Genomic DNA, 18,977 nt, shown 5'->3' with positions numbered 1-18,977 from the left:
TGCGGCATTGGGCGCTTGCCATCCCCATATGCTAGGACCTGTCTCCATTCCCCGCCCCTTCGGGCGCTCACAGGTCGAAATGCTCTCAGTCGAACTCGCCATCATCGTCGTCCTCATCGTCGTCAACGGGCTGTTGTCGATGTCCGAACTCGCGATCGTCTCGTCGCGGCCGGCCCGGCTGGCCATGCTGGCCGAGAAAGGCGTGTCCGGCGCGCGGCGGGCGCTGACGCTGGCGTCCGACCCGGGGCGATTCCTGTCGACGGTGCAGATCGGCATCACCCTGGTCGGCGTGCTCTCCGGCGCGTTCTCGGGCGCCACGCTCGGCCAGCGCCTGACGCAATCGCTGCTGGAGCTCGGCCTGTCGGCTTCCGTCGCCGACATCGTCGGCGTCGGCCTGGTCGTCACCATCATCACCTATGCCACGCTGATCGTCGGCGAGCTGGTGCCGAAGCAGCTCGCGCTGCGTGATCCCGAGGCGATTGCCGTCCGCGTCGCGCCGGCCATGCAGGTGCTCGCCAAGGTGTCGCTGCCGCTGGTGGTCCTGCTCGACCTTTCCGGCAAGCTGATCCTGACGCTGCTCGGCCGTTCCGGCGAGGCCGAGGAGAAGGTCTCGGAGGCGGAGATCCATCATCTGGTGCGCGAGGCCGAGACTGCCGGCGTGCTCGAGCCGGGCGAGAAGGAGATGATCGCGGGCGTGATGCGGCTCGGCGACCGCCCGGTCGGCGCCATCATGACGCCGCGTCCCGAGGTCGACGTCGTCGACCTCAACGACGATCCCAAGGCCATTCGCGAGCTGCTCGCCAGGAGCCCGCATTCGCGCCTGCCGGTGTCGGACGGCGAGCGCGACCGTCCGATCGGCGTGCTCCAGGCCAAGGACCTGCTGGCGGCCTATCTGCGCGACGAGACGCCGGACCTGCGCAACCTGGTGCGCGAGGTGCCGATCATTCCCTCCACCGTCGATGCGCGCGACGTGATCGCGATCCTCAAGGTAGCGCCCGTGCATATGGGGCTGGTCCACGACGAATACGGCGCGTTCGAAGGCGTCGTGACCGCGGCGGATATTCTGGAGTCGATCGTCGGCGCATTCTCGTCCGAGCAGGGTCCCCCCGAGCCCGCCTGCGTCCGCCGCGACGACGGCTCGCTGCTGGTCTCCGGCTGGATGCCGCTCGACGAGTTCGCCGACGTCCTCGCCATCGAGGTGCCGCCACATCGCGGCTATCACACCGTCGCCGGCCTGGTGCTGCAGCACTTCGGCAGCGTGCCCGAGGTCGGCCAGAGCTTCGAGCTGCAGGGGTGGCGCTTCGAGATCATCGACCTCGACGGCCGCCGCATCGACAAGATCCTGGCGACCAGGCTCGCGCCGGAGGGCGGCGAGCCGAATGTGGGGTAGCTGAACCCGTGCTGTCGCCGCAACGACAGTGCGCCCCGCCGGAGCATTCTCGCACCCGCTTCGCATCTGCCATGCGATGCGACCTCCCTCGCACGCGGCGGAGGCGCAGATCGAGCGAGTGGCGCGCGATCAGGCATACCCCGGACAGCCGATGTCGCGGGAACGTGAAGACGCGGCCTGCGTATCCTTTGATAGGCCGACATGTGGTACCGGATCCCGGCCGCCGCCGCTTGATATCAAACCATCACACAGGGCACTTAGGGTACGGATTCGGTCGGCAGCCCAGCCGGCGCGAACCAGCCCATACGCCATGACAAGCACCGTCCGCAGCCACCGCCGATGGCTGCGGACGACGAGACGAGACACGCCGATGATGCTTCAGGAGCTCCGGACCACAGTGCTGCGCGACGCCGTCCGTCCCAACATCTGGGACGTGGTCGCGCTGGTGATCGTGGTGGGCGCGATGGTGCTGATCGTCTATGGCGGCGAGCAGACCACCCAGCCGCTGTCGGCGCTGGATACCGCCCCGGTGTCGCTCGATCCGGCCAACCTTCCGCTCTACGCGCTGCGCACGACCTTGCGCATGCTGCTCGCGATCGCGTGCTCGCTCGTGTTCACCTTCGTCTACGCCGCGCTGGCGGCCAAGAGCCGGCGCGCCGAGATCGTGCTGATCCCGCTGCTCGACATCCTGCAGTCGGTGCCGATCCTCGGCTTCCTCACCTTCACCGTCGTGTTCTTCATGAACCTGCTCCCCGGCAAGGTGCTGGGCGCCGAGCTCGCCTGCGTGTTCGCGATCTTCACCAGCCAGGCCTGGAACATGACCTTCAGCATGTACCAGTCGATGCGCAACGTGCCGAAGGATCTGGAGGAGGCGACGCGCAGCTTCCACCTCTCCGGCTGGCAGCGCTTCTGGCGGCTCGACGTCCCCTATGCGATGCCCGGCCTGATCTGGAATGCGATGATGTCGATGTCCGGCGGCTGGTTCTTCGTCGTGGCCTCCGAGGCGATCACGGTCGGCAACACCACCGTCACCCTGCCCGGCATCGGCTCCTACGTCGCGCTGGCAATTCAGCAGAAGGATCTCGCCGCGATCGGCGCCGCGCTGCTGACCATGCTGCTGGTCATCACCGCCTACGATCAGCTGCTGTTCCGTCCGATCGTGGCCTGGGCCGACAAATTCCGCTTCGAGCAGACCGCCTCGGGCAATCCGCCGAGCTCGTGGATGCTCGACCTGTTCCGGCGCACCCGCGCGCTGCGCTCGCTGTCCGTCCCGTTCGCCGCGGTCAATCGCGCCGTCTCGAACCTGCGGATCAACTGGCCTAAAACCTGGAGCGGCCCGGTGCGGCACGCGCCACCGTCGCAGCTCGTCGACGGCCTCTGGCTCGCCGTCGTCGTTCTCGGTTGCGCCTATGCCGGCTGGAAGACGTACCTCTACCTCTCGGCCACGCTGGCGCCCGCCGATGTCCTCTCCGCCATCGGCTATGGCCTGATCACGCTGATCCGCGTGGTGGTGCTGATCGGGCTGGCGTCGCTGATCTGGGTCCCCGTCGGCGTCTGGATCGGGCTGCGGCCCAAGCTCGCTGAGCGCATCCAGCCGCTGGCGCAGTTCCTCGCCGCCTTCCCGGCCAACCTCGCCTTCCCGGTGTTCGTCGTGCTGATCGTGCGCTTTCGCCTCGACGCCAATGTCTGGCTGAGCCCGCTGATGATCCTGGGCACGCAATGGTACATCCTATTCAACGTCATCGCCGGTGCCAGCGCCTTCCCGACCGACCTGCGCGAGGCGGCCGCGAGCCTGCACCTGACCGGCTGGCGCTGGTGGTTCAAGGTCGTGCTGCCCGGAATCTTCCCCTATTACATCACCGGCGCCATCACCGCCTCGGGCGGCTCATGGAACGCGGCGATCGTCGCCGAGGTCGCGAGCTGGGGCGACACGCATCTGACGGCGTCGGGGCTCGGCGCCTACATCGCCGCGGCGACGGAGCGCGGCGACTTTCCGCGCGTGGTACTCGGCATTGCCGTGATGTGCATCCTCGTCACTCTGTTCAACCGGCTGCTGTGGCGGCCGCTGTATGCCTTCGGCGAGCGCCGGCTGCGGCTCGGCTGACCGGGAGAGATCATCATGCGCGACCAGGTCAAGGACACATCGCTGATCGAGATCAAGAGCGTCAGCCGGCTCTTCCCGAAGGGCAGCGGCGAGGATCTCGTCGTGCTGGAGAAGGTCGACCTCACGATCCGAGCCGGCGAAATCGTCGGCCTGCTCGGACGCTCCGGCTCGGGCAAGTCGACCCTGCTGCGGATCATCGCCGGCCTGGTGTCGCCATCCTCAGGCGAAGCACGATGCCGCGGCGAGATCATCGCCGGCCCCCCTGTTGGCGTCGCCATGGTGTTCCAGTCGTTCGCGCTGTTTCCCTGGCTCACCGTGCTGCAAAACGTCGAACTCGGCCTGGAGGCGCTCGGTGTCGACAGTGCCGAGCGGCGCAAACGCGCGCTGGCCGCGATCGACCTGATAGGTCTCGACGGTTTCGAATCGGCTTTTCCGAAGGAGCTGTCCGGCGGCATGCGCCAGCGCGTCGGCTTCGCCCGCGCGCTCGTCGTGCATCCTGACCTCCTGCTGATGGATGAACCGTTCTCGGCGTTGGACGTGCTGACCGCCGAGACGCTGCGCACCGACCTCGTCGATCTCTGGACCGACGGCCGGCTGCCGATCAAGTCGGTGCTGATGGTGACGCACAACATCGAGGAAGCGGTGCTGATGTGCGACCGCGTCCTGGTGTTCTCGTCCAATCCCGGCCGCGTCGCCGCCGAGTTCAGGATCGACCTGCCGCATCCGCGCAACCGGCTCGATCCCGCGTTCCGCCAGCTCGTCGACAGTCTCTATGCCCGCATGACGCAGCGGCCCGAGCCGAAGCTGCCGAGCACCGCCAGCGCCGGCGTGGGCATGGTGCTCAACCACGTCTCCTCGAACTCGATCTCCGGCCTGGTCGAGACGCTAGCCGGCGAACCCTATAATGGGCATGCCGACCTGCCGGTGCTGGCGGGCCATCTGCAGCTCGAGGTCGACGAGATCTTTCCGCTGGCCGAGGCGCTGCAGCTCTTGCGCTTCGCCCAGCTCAGTGAAGGCGACCTGACCTTGACCGAGGACGGACGGCGGTTCGCCCATCAGGAGACCGACGAGCGCAAGAAGCTGTTCGCGAAGCATTTGATGGAGAACGTGCCGCTGATGGGGCTGATCCGCCGCGTGCTCGACGACCGCCCCTCGCACGCCGCTCCGGCTGCGCGCTTCCGCATCGAGCTCGAGGACTACATGTCCGAGCACTACGCCGACGAGACCTTGCACACCATCGTGTCATGGGGCCGCTATGCCGAGCTGTTCGCCTATGACGAGCAGTCCGAGACCTTCAGCCTGGAGAACCCGCATTGAGGCCAACGGCGTCACGGCGCGATGGTCAGTGTCGCCTTCATGTTGGGATGAAAGCGGCAGTAGTAGTCGACCGTGCCCGCCTTCTTGAGGACCGAGCTCACCGTCTTGCTCGGCGGCAAAGTGACATCGAAGGCGCCATCCCGCGCCGTGGCCGTATGAGCCAGCGCATCCTTGTTGACCCATTCGACGGTATCGCCGACCTTGGCCGAAGCCACGGCCGGCGAGAATTCGAGCTTGTCCACCAAGATCCGGATCGTGGCAGCGCGCGCCGGAACGCTCATGGCGGCGAGCACAACCACACTCACGAGAGTGATGCGTCCCGACAGCATCGGATCGTCCTACTTCAGATCCGCCGCGACATGCTCGGCGTGCTGCTCGTGGCCCTGGAAGAGCTTCAGGCCGGTCTGCAGCAACTCCTTCAGCTCGGCGTTGGTTGCGGACGGAATGAGCTGCGTCTCCAGCGCGCCGTTCACCGTCTTGTGGTAGGCGACCTCGTTGGCAATATAGGCCTTGTCGAATGCCACGCCCTTGAGCTTGCTGAGCTCGTCGAGCTTCTCGCTCGCCTGCTTCGACAGCGCGCGGCTGGTGTCGTTGTCTTCCGGCGTCACTTTCAGCTTCTTGACCAGGGCGAGGGCCTGCTTGTTGACCGCCTCGTGGTCCCGCACCATGCCTTGCGCGAACTCCTTGATCTCCTTGCTGCCGGACTTGTCCAAGGCCTGCTTCGCTGCCTTGATGTCGATTTCGCCGGCGGTGTAGGCGATATGCGCGATCTGCGGATCGCTGAGCTTGGCGCCCTGCGACAGGGCCACGCTGCTCGTGAGGCAGAGCGCGAGGGCGATCGTGCCGATATGCTTGAACATGGTTCTCATCTCCTGTGCCGCCGGAGCTCGTGGCCGGCGGGTGAATGACTGCACAGGGATTGGATGAAAAGCGGGAGCCGACGTTCCCGAGAATCTTCAGGTCGGACGCCGAAGACGATCGAGCACGGCCTCGGTCAGCCGCTCGCAACGCGGGCCGGCGAAGGGAAACGCGTCCAGAAGGACGGGACCGATCTCTTTTTCGACGTTCTCACGCAGCATACCGCGGGCGCGATGCAGGCGCGTCTTCACGGTCTCGGGCTTCAATCCGAGCAAGTCCGCCGTCTCGTCGATGCTCATCTCCTCGATCACGCGGGCGATGAACACCAGGCGAAACGGCTCGGACAGGTCATCGATCGCCCGCTCGACGACGGCCTGGATCTGGCGCTGCGCCACCGACTTCTCCGGATCGCTCGACGTGGCGGGAAATTGGATCACCTCGGCCCGAGGCTTGTTCTCTCGCTCCGCATCCAGTTGCAGCGCGGGTCGCCGCCCGCGCAGCCGCCCCATCGCTTCGTTCATCGCGATGCGAACCAGCCACGTCGACAGGCTGGACTGGCCGCGAAACGCGTCCAGGTGGGTGAGTGCGCGGACATAGGTTTCCTGCACGACGTCCTCCGCCTCGCTGTCGTTGCGCAGGATGCCGCGGGCGATCCGGAACAGGCGGCGGTTGTTGGCCTGCAGGATGGCCCGAATGGCCGCCTCGTCGCGGGCTTTCGCCCGTCGGATCAGGTCATCCTCGCCGCTCGTCGCCGCGGAGACCGTGGTCGCTGTGGTCCAAGGCATTGTCGATCATCCAAGCTGAGTACACGTGGCTTAGATGGAATTGGAGCCGGAAAGTTCCCAAGAACGATCACGCAAGGCGTTTCACTGCACCGCCGCAAACGTATCGGCTCGCGCCATCGCCCAGGCGTCGCGGAAGCGGACGTCCTGGGTGCCCTCGAGCAGTTCGCCCGGCCGCAGCGATGGATACAGCTTGGCAAAGGAGGAGACATCGGTGGTCGACGTCCGCTGTGAGAAGTGGATGGGCCGCAGATCCTGCGGATGCTCGAGGCCGGCGGCGGCGAGCAGTTCGGCCAGCGCATGCAGGGTCGCGTGATGATAGTTGTAGACGCGGTCGAGCTTGTGCGGCACGACCAGCGCGCGGGCGCGCGTCGGATCCTGCGTCGCGACGCCCGTCGGGCAGCGGTCGGTGTGGCAGCTCAAGGACTGGATGCAGCCGAGCGCGAACATGAAGCCGCGCGCCGAGTTGCACCAGTCGGCGCCGATCGACATCGCGCGCGCCATGTCGAAGGCGGTGGCGATCTTGCCGGAGGCGCCGATCTTGATACGATCGCGGACGTTCAGCCCGACCAGCGCATTGTGCACGAAATTGACGCCCTCGCGCATCGGCATGCCGAGGTGGTCCATGAACTCCAGCGGCGCCGCGCCGGTGCCGCCCTCATTGCCGTCGACCACGATGAAGTCGGGATAGATGCCGGTCTCCAGCATCGCCTTGCAGATCGCAAGGAACTCCCAGGGATGGCCAATGCACAGCTTGAAGCCGGCCGGCTTGCCGCCCGACAGCCGCCGCATCTCGCCGATGAACTGCATCATCCCGATTGGCGTCGAGAACGCGCGGTGCGCCGCCGGCGAGATGCAGTCCTCGCCCATCGCGACGCCGCGGATCTTGGAGATCTCCTCGGACACCTTCGCCGCCGGCAGCACGCCGCCGTGGCCGGGCTTGGCGCCCTGGCTGATCTTGAGCTCGACCATCTTGATCTGCTCGGCGGCTGCGACCCGCGCGAACGCGTCGGGGTCGAACGTGCCGTCATGGCGGCGGCAGCCGAAATAGCCGGATCCGATCTCCCAGATGATGTCGCCGCCCATCTCGGCATGGTACGGGCTGAAGCCGCCCTCGCCGGTGTCGTGCGCGAAGCCGCCGCGCTTGGCGCCACCATTGAGTGCGCGCACCGCATTCGGGCTCAGGGCGCCAAAGCTCATCGCCGAGATGTTGAACACCGAGGCGGAATAGGGTTTTGCGCAGTCGGGGCCGCCGATGGTGATGCGGTATTTTTCCTCCGCACGCGGCTTGGGCGACATTGAATGGTGCATCCATTCATAGCCCTCGCGGTAGACGTCTTCCTGGGTGCCGAACGGGCGCTTGTCGAGCACCATCTTGGCGCGCTGATAGACCACCGCACGGGTGTCGCGCGAGAACGGCATGCCGTCCTTCTCGCTCTCGAAGAAATACTGCCGCATCTCAGGCCGCATCTCCTCGAGCAGGAAACGCAGGTGTGCCGCGATCGGGTAGTTGCGCAGCACCGCGTGGCTCTTCTGCATGAGGTCGCGCACGCCGAGCAGGGTGAGCGCGCCGAAGATCAACAGCGGGATCAGGACGAGATCAAAGATCTTGCGGTCGTAGATGCCGAGGATCAGCAGCAAAGCGGTCGCCGTGGCGCAGATCGTCAGCACGATGAAGCGCGGCGAAAACGGGAGCAGCAGCGTATCCATGGAAGGCCTCGGGGCGGCTCGTGGAAGATCTTTGATCACGATACTACTGATATCGCGAAGCAATCGTTACACAAGCGCGCGCAATCGGCCATCGATCATATCACAACGTCGATAGCCGCCTTCTATCGACTGCCGCGCTGCGGGATCGAGCCGCAGCGCCGGGCCGGCCTCCGGGACTCCCGGCGCCGCTACGCGTTGCTCGACGACGGCAGCCGCTTACCCCTGCGCAAACAGCCCCGAATGCGTCTCGCGCAACTGCCGCTTCAGCAGCTTGCCGCTGGGGTTCTTGGGCAGCGCATCGACGAACACGATCCGCTTCGGCGTCTTGAACGAGGCCAGCCTGGCCGAAGCCTGCTCGAGCACGGCCGCCTCGGTCAGCTCACAGCCGGACTTGACCACGACCATCGCCACAACGGCCTCGACCCAGCGCGGATGCGGCAGGCCGACGACGGCGACCTCCGACACTTCCGGGATCAGATAGAGCGCCTCCTCGACCTCGCGGCTGGCGACGTTCTCACCGCCGGTCTTGATCATGTCCTTCTTGCGATCGACGATGGTGATGTAGCCTTCCCCGTCGATGGTCGCGAGATCGCCGGAGTGAAACCAGTCGCCCTGGAAGGCGGCGGCGGTGCGCTCGTCGTCGTGGAAGTAGCCGAGCATCAGATGCGGCGAGCGGTGCACGACCTCGCCGACCTCGCCTGGTGCGACATCATTCATGTCGTCATCGACGACCCGCGTCTCGACGTTGAGCACGGCGCGGCCGCAAGAGCCCGGCTTGCGCAGTTGATCCTCGGGTCCGAGCATCGTCGCCAGCGGAGCGATCTCGGTCTGGCCGTAGAGATTCCACAGCCGCACCTTGGGCAGCCACTGCGCCAGCTCGCGCAGCACCTCGACCGGCATGATCGAGGCGCCGTAATAGCCCTTGCGCAAAGTGGATACGTCGGTGGTCTCGAACAGCGGCGAGCGCAGGATCGAGATCCAGACGGTGGGCGGCGCGAAGAACGATGTGATCCGATATTTCGCGATCAGCGGCAGCAGATTGTCGGGCGTCGGAAACGCCGTGATGATGTTGGTCGCGCCGACATAGATCGAAGGGCCGAAGAACACGTCGAGCTGCGCGCAATGATACAGCGGCAGCGCGTGCAGGGTGACGTCATCGGCGGCGATGCCAGCATCGACGATACAGCTCACATACTGCCAAATGACGGCGTCATGGGTGAGCATGGCGCCCTTCGGCAGCGACTCCGTACCAGAGGTGTAGACGATCTGCGCGACGTCGCTTCCGGCGATCTCGACGGCAGGCACCGTCGCCGTCGACGCCGCGAGCTCCGCAAAGTCGATCATGTCGCTTTGCCGCTCGCTCGGACCTTCCGACGGCAGCCAGATCATCTGCTCGACCGCCGGCACCAGCGTCTTGGCGGCGCGGGCCACGCCGGCAAAGCCGCTGTCGGTCGCCAGCAGCCGCGCGCCGGCATGCTTGAGGATGTAGGCAACCTCCTCGGGCTTGAGCATGAAGTTGATCGGCACCAGCACGGCGCCGAGCCGCGCCAGCGCGAAGCGCAAGGCCGCGAAGGCATGCGAATTGCGGGCGAGGATGGCCACGCGCTCGCCCTTGCCGACACCGCGGGTGGCGAGGCCGGCCGCGAGGCGGTCGACGATGGCGTTGAACTCGGCGTAGGTCCAGCTGACCTCGCCGCAGATCACGGCCGTCTTTCCCGGCGTGCGCGCCGCGCTCCGCCGCAGGAGGTCACCGAGCGTCTGTCTGCGAACGATGGAATCCATGGCCGTACCCCTTATTGTATCGGGGATGGCCGCCGCTCAGGCAGTCCAAGTCCCCTCCCTGTGTCGCGCCGGACGTCTGCAGGTCCGGTCTTGCTGCCGAAAATCGCACAGCCGCTTCGAAACGCGCAAGGAGGATATTGCCAACGAAAAGAGCGCCCCGATTGCGTCGAGGCGCTCTTTCAGAAAAGTCGGAGACGAAGGGGCGACGGCTCAGCGCTCGACGAAGGCCTTCTCGATCACGAAATGGCCCGGCTCGTTGCCGCTGCCTTCGAGGAAGCCGCGCGACTCGAACATGGTCTTGAGTTCCTCCAGCATCGCCGGGCTGCCGCACATCATGATACGGTCCTTGGCGATATCGAGCTCATGCTGGCCGATATCGTTGAACAGCTGCTGCGACGAGATCAGGTCGGTGATGCGGCCACGGTTGCGGAACGGCTCGCGTGTGACGGTCGGATAATACTGCAGCTTGCCGTCGAGCAGTTCTCCGAACAACTCGTCCTCGCGCAGCTTGGCGACGACGCTCTCGCCATAGGCGAGCTCGGCGACCTGGCGGCAGCCATGGACCAGCACGATGCTCTCGAACCGCTCGTAGACGTCGGGGTCCTTGATCAGGCTGGCGAACGGGGCAAGGCCGGTGCCGGTCGACAGCAGCAGAAGCCGGCTGCCGGGCAGCAGGTTGTCGGGGATCAGCGTGCCGGTCGCCTTGCGGCCGACCAGGATGGTGTCGCCTTCCTTGATCTTCTGCAGCCGGGAGGTCAGCGGTCCGTCTTGCACCTTGATGCTGAAGAACTCGAGTTCCTCCTCGTGATTGGCGCTGGCCATGCTGTAGGCGCGCAGCAGCGGGCGGCCCTCGACCTCGAGGCCGATCATCGCGAACTGACCATTCTGGAAGCGGAAGCCCGCATCGCGGGTGGCTCGGAAGGAGAACAGGGTGTCCGTCCAGTGGTGAACGGAAAGAACTTTCTCTTTATAGAACGCGCTCATGTCGTTTGTTTTTTCACGTGGGCTGAAGTTGGAAGAAACAAGTCGTGGCGGAGGCAGGACCGCAAAACCCCTATAGATCCAGCGATTTCGGCGCCTGATGTACGTGAAAACAGCGAATAATCAACCCGCATGGACGCACCATTGATCACGATCAAATGCATGCCGGCTGATGTCCGGATTCGCCTCGATCGGGCATTCGTTCGTACACAAACGATATGGGTAATTTACTTGCCGATATTCCGATTTTCCAGCACTTTAATTCCGCATCTCTGGCCCAATCCTTGAGCAATGATTAACCATCCGCAGGCCCAGCTCGCCGCCATCACCCGCTACTGCGCCGAACGAGGCATCGCGCTCGACGTGCGGGAGGACGGCTGGCTGCTGGTGCTCGAGGATGCCACCCGGCGTCACCTGATCTTCGGCTATGATCTCGGCCTGAACAGTGCGGTGGCGCACAGACTGGCCTGTGACAAGGCGGCGACCTCGGCGCTGCTGAGAGCCGACGGGATTGCCGCGGTTCCACACGCATTCTTTCTGGCGCCGGCCCTCGGCGGCCAGTCGGGGCAGATGGCCGAGGCCGCGCTGGCGCTGCTCGAAACGCATCCGCGCGGGCTGGTGGTCAAGCCCAACGAGGGGACCTCTGGACGGTCGGTGGTCCGCGTCACGGCGAAGGATGACCTGCTGCGCGCAGTGAACAGCATCTTCGAGACCGGCGCGAATGTCGCGATCGCGCCGCTCATGGACATCGTCGACGAAGTCCGTGTCGTGCAGCTCGATGACGCGTCCCTGATCGTCTACCGCAAGCAGCGCCCCATCGTGGCCGGCGATGGCGTGCAGCCGCTGCTCGCCCTCGCGCTGGCGGCCACTCCGGCCACGGGGCACGCCCAGCTCCTGCGGCGCCTCGATGCGGAATTCGACGCGTCGGCCTTGCGCGCCGTCGTGCCGCGCGGCGAGCAGCGCCTGCTGAGCTGGCGGCACAATCTCGAATTCGGAGCTCAGCCAGTGCTGCTCGAACCAGGCGCGCAGCGGGACCTCTGTGCCGCACTCGCCACCGCGGCGGCACGCGTCATCGGCATCCGCTACGCATCGGTCGACCTCGTGCTGGCCGATGGACACTGGCAGGTGCTCGAGATCAATTCGGGCGTGAAGATGGAGGCGCTCGGCCGGCATGCGCCGGAGCTGGTCGAAAGCACATATTTCGCCGCGCTCGACGCGATCTTCGGCAGAGGCCGGTCGGGATGACTTGCGGCCGCCGGCCCGATCTCCAGCAATAAGATTTCCCTGGCCTCGATCGAGATGAGGGATTAGTCTCCGATCCAAAATAAACAGTATACTGTCAATGTGGAGGACGCCCTTGCGCATCGCCGTGCTCGGCGGCGGCCCTGGCGGGCTGTATTTCGCCTATCTCTGGAAGAAGCGGCACCCCGCCGCCGTGGTCGATCTGTTCGAGCAGAACCCGGCCGGGGCGACCTGGGGCTTTGGCGTCGTGTTCTCCGATCAGGCGCTCGAATTCCTGCGCGCCGACGATCCCGACACCGTGGACGCGATCGCGCCGCACATGGAGAGCTGGCGCAACATCACGCTCAATCTGCGCGGCGAGACTGTCGAGATCGACGGCGTCGGCTTTTCCGCGATCGGCCGGCTCGAGCTGTTGAAGCTGCTGCAGGCCCGCGCCGAGAGCGTGGGCGTCGTCGCCCGCTACGGCACGACCATCCAGTCGCTGGACCAGCTCGCAGGCTACGACCTCATCGTCGCTGCCGACGGGCTGAACTCGCTGGTTCGCCGCAGCTTCGAAGGCGATTTCGGCTTCTCCGTCTCCTACTCCAGCAACAAGTTCGCATGGTACGGCACGTCGAAGACCTTTGCCACGCTGTCGCAGACCTTCGTCGCGACCGACCGCGGCAGCTTCAACGCGCACCATTATCGCTATTCGCCGGACATGAGCACGTTCCTGGTGGAATGCGATCGCGCCACGTGGCACGCCCATGGCTTCGCCGAGATGTCGGTCGATGAATCCCGGCGCGTCTGCGAGCAGGTGTTCGCCGCCACGCTCGACGGTCACGCGCTGGTCTCCAACCGATCGGTATGGCGCAATTTCCCCTGGGTCTGGAATGAGCACTGGTGGCACCGGAACATGGTGCTGATCGGCGACGCGCTGCATACGGCGCACTTCTCGATCGGCTCCGGGACGCGGCTGGCGATCGAGGACGCGATCGCGCTCGCCAAGGCGCTCGATGCCGAGACCAGCCTCTCTGACGGCCTCGCCCGCTATCAGGCCGAGCGCCAGCCGATCGTGAAGAAGCTGGTGACGGCGGCCCGGACCAGCAGCGACTGGTATGAGTCCTTCCCGGCTCACATGACGCTCAGCCTGTTGGATTTTGCCTACAGCTACATCACCCGGTCCGGGCGCATCGATGATACCAGGCTGCGCGCGATGGCTCCGCAGTTCATGGCCCGCTACGAGGCATCTCGGAGCACGGGAGCACGCGCATGACGAGAGAGATCGCCGACCAGGTTCCGCGCGACAGCGCCGGCGCGCGCGAGATCGGCTTCGCAATTCCCGCCCGCTACAATGCCAGCCGCGTGCTGTTCGACAACCTCGCCAAGGGCAACGCCAACAAGACTGCGCTGATCGGTCCGGCCGGCCAGCGCAGCTATGCCGAGCTGTGTGCCGACGCCTGCCGTTGGGGCAACGGCTTCACCGCGCTCGGGCTCAGCCGCGGCGAACGGGTCCTGCTGTTCCTCGACGATACACCGGCCTATCCGGCCGCGTTCTTCGGCGCAGTGCGCGCCGGCTTCGTGCCGCTGCTGATCAACACATTGACGCCGCCGGATCTGCTGCAATTCTATCTCGCTGATTCCGGCGCCAAGATCGCCGTCGCCGACGCCGAGTTTGCCGCACGGTTCGACGCACAGGCCTGCGCCGAGACCGCGCTGCGCACACTGGTCGTCGTCAATGGCGAGGCGCCGGCCACCGCCGTCGCAACGACGGTCGCGGTCGATGCGTGGCTGCCCAACTTCACCGATCAGTTGGCGGAGGCCGACACCCACCGCGACGAGATGGCATTCTGGATGTATTCGTCCGGCTCCACCGGACGCCCCAAGGGCATCGTCCATCTGCAGCACGACATGGCCTATAGCGAGCAGGCGTTCGCCCGCAACGTGCTGCGGCTCAAGCCGGACGACATCTGCTTCTCGGTGCCCAAGATCTTCTTCGCCTACGGCTTCGGCAATGCGATCACCTTTCCATTCTCGGCCGGAGCGACGACGCTGCTGCTGCCCGGCCAGCCGAAACCCGCCGCCATCTTCGATGCGATCGGCCGCTTCCGACCGACCGTGTTCTTCGGCCTGCCGACGCTCTACACCGCGCTCACCAAGGCCGAGGGTGCGAAGCAGGCCGACGTCTCGTCACTGCGGCTCGCGGTTTCCGCGGCCGAGGTGCTCTCGGCCGAGGTCTTCAACGGCTGGAAGAGCCTGACCGGCTTGGAGATCGTCGAAGGTCTCGGCTCGACCGAGGTTCTCCACGTCTATCTCTCGAACCGCGAGGACCGCAAGAAGCTCGGCGCCGCCGGACTGCGCGTTCCCGGCTACGAGATCGCGCTGCGCGACGGCGAAGGACGCGAGGTCGCCAACGGCGAAGAGGGCATTCTCTGGGTACGCGGCGACTCCAACACGCCGCTCTACTGGAACCGTCCGGACAAGACCGCGGAGACGATCCGCGATGGCGGCTGGATCTACACCGGCGACCGTTTCGTGCGCGATGCCGACGGCTTCCATTTCTTTCGCGGCCGCGCCGACGACCTGGTCAAGATCTCCGGCCAATGGGTCTATCCGCTCGAGGTCGAGCTCTGCCTCGCCGAGCATCCCGATATCAGAGAATGCGCCGTGTTTGCGCACGAGCTGCCGGATCGTCGCATGAGCCTGAAGGCCGTGGTGGTCACCAACGGCGGATCCCCCGACCAAATCCCGACCGTCAAGGCGCTGCAGGACTACGTGAAGGCGAAACTGCTGCCCTACAAATATCCGCGCGAGATCGTCTTCATCGACGAATTGCCGAAGACGGGCACCGGCAAGATCGATCGTCAGGCGGTGATGCGGCTGTGAGCCTACGCCTTGCGCCCGACAACCGCGGAGTTCCGCGATCAGCCGGTCTTGCCGAGATGCTCCAGCGCATCCTCGGCGCGCAGCGGCACCCGCGACACCTCGTTGTTGAGATCGACGAGCTGCGCCAGCAGCGCCATCAGCATCTTGCGATCCGGGGCCTTCAGGGGCGCCAGCATGCGGGCCTGGGCGCGATCGACCGCCGGCATGATCGCACGGAGCAGTGCTCCGCCCGCCCTGGTCAGATAAAGCAGCTTGACGCGCTTGTCCTCGGCCGACGGCCTGCGCTCGATATGGCCCTTGCTCTCCAGCCGCTCGATCACGCTGCCGAGCGTCGAACGGTCGAAGGCAATCACCGCCGACAGCCTGGTGGCATCGATGCCGGGGTGCGTCTGGATCGCGACCAGCGCCGCATATTGCACCGGCGTCAGGTCGAACTCGCGGCACTCCTCGACGAAGATGGACACGGCAATCTGCTGCATCCGCCGGAACAGATAGCCCGGCTTGGTGTAGACTGCGTCCATCGTGATGTCGGACGGCCTACTCGGCATCGGGCTGACGCTCCGGAGCAGCAGCGGCGAAGGCCGGCAGCGCCTTCGCCGCGGCTTCGGCCTGCAGCAGGCGCGGAAACGCTGCGACATCGACGCCGAAGCGGCGTGCATTGCCGAGCTGCGGCACCAGGCAGAGATCGGCCAAGGTTGGCGCCGCACCGAAGCAGAATGGGCCAGGCTCATGCTTGATCAGCGCTTCGCAGGCAGCGAGCCCCTCGCGGTTGGCCCAGCCGGCCCAGGCCGTGACCTTGTCCTCGGGCAGGCCGAGCTCCCGGAGCCGCGCCAGCACCTTCAGGTTCTGCACCGGATGGGTGTCGCAGGCGAGCACCTGCGCGAAGGCGCGGACCTGGGCGCGTCGCAACGGATCCTTCGGCAGCAGCGGCGGCTCGGGATGAGTCTCGTCGAGCCATTCGATGATCGCAAGCGACTGGATCAACGTGGCGCCGCTGTCGTCCTCGAGCGCCGGGACCAGACCCTGCGGGTTCAGCGCGAGATAGGCGGGCGCGCGCTGCTCGCCCTTGCGGAGGTGATGCGGCAGATGCTCGGCCGTGAGACCCTTGAGGTTGAGCGCGATCCTGACGCGATAGGATGCGCTGCTGCGGAAATAGCCGTGCAGCTTCATCATGGCAGTCCTCCCGATGCGATAGCTCTGGTTGTATTTGACGGTAATCAAATTGGCAGTATACTGTCAATCAAGAACGACATCTGATCATGGGAGGCGCGCATGGCCGCGGTTTCGACACCGGAGCGCGAGGCGTTCTACAAGAAGATCGACGGCGAAAACATGACGGCGCTGTGGACCGTGATGAGCGATCTCATCACGCCCGAGCCGAAGAGCGCCTGCCGCCCGCATCTGTGGCAGTTCGCGGCGATCCGCGACTACATGGTCGAAGCCGGGCGGCTGATCACGGCGAAGGAAGCCGAGCGGCGCGTGCTGATCCTGGAGAATCCGGGACTGCGCGGGCAATCCAAGATCACCACCTCGCTCTATGCCGGCGTTCAGATGGTGATCCCAGGCGATGTTGCGCCCGCCCATCGGCACAGCCAGTCCGCATTGCGCTTCGTGCTGGAAGGAAAGGGAGCCTTCACGACCGTCGAGGGCGAGCGCACCCTGATGGAGCCGGGCGACTTCATCATCACCCCGTCGATGACTTGGCACGATCACGGCAATGAGACCACCGAGCCGATGTTCTGGCTCGACGGCCTCGACATTCCCCTGGTGCAGTTTCTCGACGCGTCGTTCGCGCAAGGCGCGCAGGAGGACCAGCAGAAGGTCGCGCGCCCCGCGGGCGACAGCTTCGCCCGCTACGGCCACAATCTGCTGCCGGTCGATGCGAAGCGCAAATCCAGGACATCGCCGATCTTCAACTATCCCTACGCCTATACGCGCGAGGCGCTGGAGAACGCGAAGCGGAGCGAGGAATGGGACGCCTGCCACGGGCTGAAGCTGAAATTCTCCAACCCGGAGACCGGTGATTTCGCGATGCCGACGATCGGCACCTTCATCCAGCTGCTGCCGAAGGGCTTCAAGACTGCGCGCTATCGCTCGACCGACGCGACCGTGTTCACCGCGATCGAAGGCAGGGGCCGCAGCCGCATCGGCGACCAGACCTTCGAATGGGGCCCGCGCGACCTGTTCGTCGTTCCGAGCTGGCAATGGGTCAGCCATGAGCCGGACGAGGATGCGGTCCTGTTCTCGTTCTCGGATCGCCCGGTGCAGGAGAAGCTCGACTTGTTCCGGGAAGACCGCGGCAACGCCTGACACCGCCGGATCAGCGCCAGCGCAGGAGCTGCGCTTCGAGCATGCTGATCAGCCGGCCGACGGCGAGACCGAACAGCGACAGGATCAGTATCCCCGCCATCAGCTGATCGGTCTGCATCAGATTGCCGGCCTGCAGCACGAAGGTGCCGATGCCGGTCTCGGCGCCGATCATCTCCGCCGAAACCACGAGCATCAGCGCGACCGACGCGGTGATGCGGAAACCGGCGAGGATCGACGGCAGCGCGCCGGGCCAGATCACGCGGCGGACGATGGTCGGGAATGGCACGTTGAAGCTCTGCGCCATGCGGATCAGGTTGCGCGGCACCGCATCGACGCCGCTATAGACTGAGATCGTGGTCGAGAAGAACACGCCCAGCGCGATCGTCGCGATCTTCGGCTGCTCGCCGATGCCTAGCCAAAGAATCAGCAGCGGCAGCACGGCGATCTTCGGAATCGGAAACAGCGCAGAGACGAACGTGATGCCGATGCTGCGCGCAATGCGCCAGAGGCCGATCGCGAAGCCGACGACGATGCCGGTGGCCGTGCCGAGCGCCCAGCCGGATACGATGCGCACGAACGATGCCGAGACATGCTGCCAGAGCGCGCCGCTTTCGGCCAATCGATACAGGGTGCGCAGGATCATCAGCGGCGCCGGCAGGAACAAGGGATTGACCAGCCCGAGGCTGCCGATCAATTGCCACAGGCCGAGAGCCGCCGCGAGCGCGAGCCAGCCGGCCCATCGGCTTGCGGCCGGCGTGAAGCCGCCGCCCCGGAACGGCACTTTCCGGCTCTGCTTGCCGACGACCTCAGGCAGTTCAGCCGGGGAGCGTTCAAGCATTCTGAACCTCGCGCTCGGCATCGATTGCCTCGGTCCGGATCAGCCCCCAGAGCTCGTTCTGCAGGTCCAGCAGTTGCGTGCGTACTACGGCATCGCCGCGGCTGCGCCGCGTCGCCGGGATGCTGACGACCTTCCGGATGCGGCCGGGACGACGCGACAGCACGACGATGCGGTCGGCGAGCCGCACGGCCTCCTCGAGATTATGCGTGACATAGACCGCGCCCATGGTGCCGTCGGCGAGCAGATCGACGAAGTCCTCCATCAGCAGCTCGCGGGTCTGCGAGTCCAGCGCCGACAACGGCTCATCCATCAGCAGGATCGCCGGGCGGACCGCCAGCGCCCGGGCAATCCCGACCCGCTGGCGCATGCCGCCCGACAACTGCTTGGGATAGACGGTCCGGAAGTCTGCCAGGCCGGTTCGCCGCAACGCATCATCGACGGCGGCGGCGCGCTGCTGCGTCGACAGAGATGTATGGAGGAGCGGAAAGGCAACATTGTCGGCGACGCTTGCCCACGGCAGCAGCGCGAAGTCCTGGAACACGAACGTCAAGGGGTTGAGGCTGCCGGGCGGCGGAGCTCCGCGCAGCACCGCCTGTCCCTTGCTTGGCTGCAACAAACCTCCGAGGATTGCCAGCAGCGTGCTCTTGCCGCAGCCGGACGGCCCAACGAGGGCGACCACCTCGCCGGCTCCGACCGTGAACGACACGCCATCGAGCACATCGAGCGCGTCGAAACGGTGGCTGATGGTCTCGGCGATCAGGTCCATATCAAGCGATCCCGCTGCAGGCCCGCGCTGCG

At 65.8% G+C, this 18,977-nt stretch carries 17 protein-coding genes; 7 read left to right on the top strand and 10 right to left on the bottom strand.

Features of this window, described 5'->3' with window-relative positions:
• Positions 1-79: 79 nt before the first annotated feature.
• From QW861_RS16995 to QW861_RS16985, 3 genes are all read left to right on the top strand, one after another.
• Positions 80-1,390: a hemolysin family protein gene (locus tag QW861_RS16995; RefSeq protein ID WP_315752262.1), complete on the top strand. Its 1,311-nt coding sequence runs from the start codon at positions 80-82 to the stop codon at positions 1,388-1,390.
• A 370-nt stretch (positions 1,391-1,760) separates the two neighbouring features.
• Positions 1,761-3,494 (top strand): ABC transporter permease subunit, encoded by a 1,734-nt coding sequence (locus tag QW861_RS16990; protein ID WP_315825485.1) that lies wholly within the window; start codon positions 1,761-1,763, stop codon positions 3,492-3,494.
• A gap of 15 nt (positions 3,495-3,509) precedes the next feature.
• Positions 3,510-4,811, top strand: coding sequence for a nitrate/sulfonate/bicarbonate ABC transporter ATP-binding protein (locus QW861_RS16985; protein WP_316193298.1), 1,302 nt, complete (start codon positions 3,510-3,512; stop codon positions 4,809-4,811).
• Between the two features lie 11 nt (positions 4,812-4,822).
• Here QW861_RS16985 and QW861_RS16980 read toward each other — a convergent pair whose 3' ends face one another.
• The 6 genes from QW861_RS16980 to QW861_RS16955 all read right to left on the bottom strand — a co-directional run bounded on the left by QW861_RS16980 (position 4,823) and on the right by QW861_RS16955 (position 10,927).
• A complete protein-coding gene (locus QW861_RS16980) occupies positions 4,823-5,140 on the bottom strand; it encodes a cupredoxin domain-containing protein (protein ID WP_315825486.1) in 318 nt (105 codons plus the stop codon).
• A gap of 9 nt (positions 5,141-5,149) precedes the next feature.
• The gene (locus tag QW861_RS16975; protein WP_315825487.1) at positions 5,150-5,671 is read right to left on the bottom strand and encodes a DUF4142 domain-containing protein; all 522 of its coding nucleotides are present in this window, start codon (positions 5,669-5,671) and stop codon (positions 5,150-5,152) included.
• Positions 5,672-5,767: 96 nt separating this feature from the next.
• A complete protein-coding gene (locus QW861_RS16970) occupies positions 5,768-6,454 on the bottom strand; it encodes an RNA polymerase sigma factor (RefSeq protein WP_315752266.1) in 687 nt (228 codons plus the stop codon).
• 81 nt (positions 6,455-6,535) lie between these two features.
• On the bottom strand, positions 6,536-8,161 hold the full coding sequence (locus QW861_RS16965; RefSeq protein WP_315752267.1) for an FMN-binding glutamate synthase family protein: 1,626 nt from the start codon (positions 8,159-8,161) through the stop codon (positions 6,536-6,538).
• A 216-nt stretch (positions 8,162-8,377) separates the two neighbouring features.
• A complete protein-coding gene (locus QW861_RS16960) occupies positions 8,378-9,943 on the bottom strand; it encodes an acyl-CoA synthetase (RefSeq protein WP_316193297.1) in 1,566 nt (521 codons plus the stop codon).
• Positions 9,944-10,153: 210 nt separating this feature from the next.
• Positions 10,154-10,927 carry a ferredoxin--NADP reductase gene (locus QW861_RS16955; protein ID WP_315715287.1) on the bottom strand — a complete coding sequence of 258 codons (774 nt, stop codon included), beginning with the start codon at positions 10,925-10,927 and terminating at the stop codon, positions 10,154-10,156.
• A gap of 288 nt (positions 10,928-11,215) precedes the next feature.
• Between QW861_RS16955 and QW861_RS16950 the strand changes: the two genes are divergently transcribed.
• The 3 genes from QW861_RS16950 to QW861_RS16940 all read left to right on the top strand — a co-directional run bounded on the left by QW861_RS16950 (position 11,216) and on the right by QW861_RS16940 (position 15,031).
• Positions 11,216-12,169, top strand: coding sequence for a RimK-like protein (locus QW861_RS16950; RefSeq protein WP_316170957.1), 954 nt, complete (start codon positions 11,216-11,218; stop codon positions 12,167-12,169).
• Between the two features lie 112 nt (positions 12,170-12,281).
• A complete protein-coding gene (locus tag QW861_RS16945; protein WP_316193296.1) occupies positions 12,282-13,421 on the top strand; it encodes an FAD-dependent monooxygenase in 1,140 nt (379 codons plus the stop codon).
• Complete coding sequence (locus QW861_RS16940) at positions 13,418-15,031, top strand: benzoate-CoA ligase family protein (protein WP_316193295.1); 1,614 nt, start codon at positions 13,418-13,420, stop codon at positions 15,029-15,031. The genes QW861_RS16945 and QW861_RS16940 overlap by 4 nt, the downstream gene beginning before the upstream one ends.
• A gap of 38 nt (positions 15,032-15,069) precedes the next feature.
• On the opposite strand, the gene QW861_RS16935 is transcribed toward QW861_RS16940, so the two are convergent.
• On the bottom strand, positions 15,070-15,579 hold the full coding sequence (locus QW861_RS16935; RefSeq protein ID WP_316193294.1) for a MarR family transcriptional regulator: 510 nt from the start codon (positions 15,577-15,579) through the stop codon (positions 15,070-15,072).
• Positions 15,569-16,201: a maleylacetoacetate isomerase gene (maiA, locus tag QW861_RS16930; protein WP_315752324.1), complete on the bottom strand. Its 633-nt coding sequence runs from the start codon at positions 16,199-16,201 to the stop codon at positions 15,569-15,571. The genes QW861_RS16935 and maiA overlap by 11 nt, the downstream gene beginning before the upstream one ends.
• Before the next feature lie 102 nt (positions 16,202-16,303).
• On the opposite strand from maiA, the gene gtdA reads away from it, so the two are divergent.
• Positions 16,304-17,341 carry a gentisate 1,2-dioxygenase gene (gtdA, locus tag QW861_RS16925; protein WP_315825491.1) on the top strand — a complete coding sequence of 346 codons (1,038 nt, stop codon included), beginning with the start codon at positions 16,304-16,306 and terminating at the stop codon, positions 17,339-17,341.
• Positions 17,342-17,351: 10 nt separating this feature from the next.
• Here the strand turns inward: gtdA and QW861_RS16920 are convergent, their stop codons facing one another.
• Both QW861_RS16920 and QW861_RS16915 read right to left on the bottom strand, forming a co-directional pair.
• A complete protein-coding gene (locus QW861_RS16920; RefSeq protein WP_316193293.1) occupies positions 17,352-18,179 on the bottom strand; it encodes an ABC transporter permease in 828 nt (275 codons plus the stop codon).
• Complete coding sequence (locus QW861_RS16915) at positions 18,172-18,945, bottom strand: ABC transporter ATP-binding protein (RefSeq protein ID WP_315752273.1); 774 nt, start codon at positions 18,943-18,945, stop codon at positions 18,172-18,174. Before QW861_RS16915 ends, QW861_RS16920 begins: the two co-directional genes overlap by 8 nt.
• Positions 18,946-18,977: the final 32 nt, after the last annotated feature.

This window comes from Bradyrhizobium sp. SZCCHNRI1029 (assembly GCF_032487555.1).
Classification (GTDB): domain Bacteria; phylum Pseudomonadota; class Alphaproteobacteria; order Rhizobiales; family Xanthobacteraceae; genus Bradyrhizobium.
Note: the sequence above shows the minus strand (reverse complement) of the source record. Positions and strands in the feature narration are given on the sequence as shown.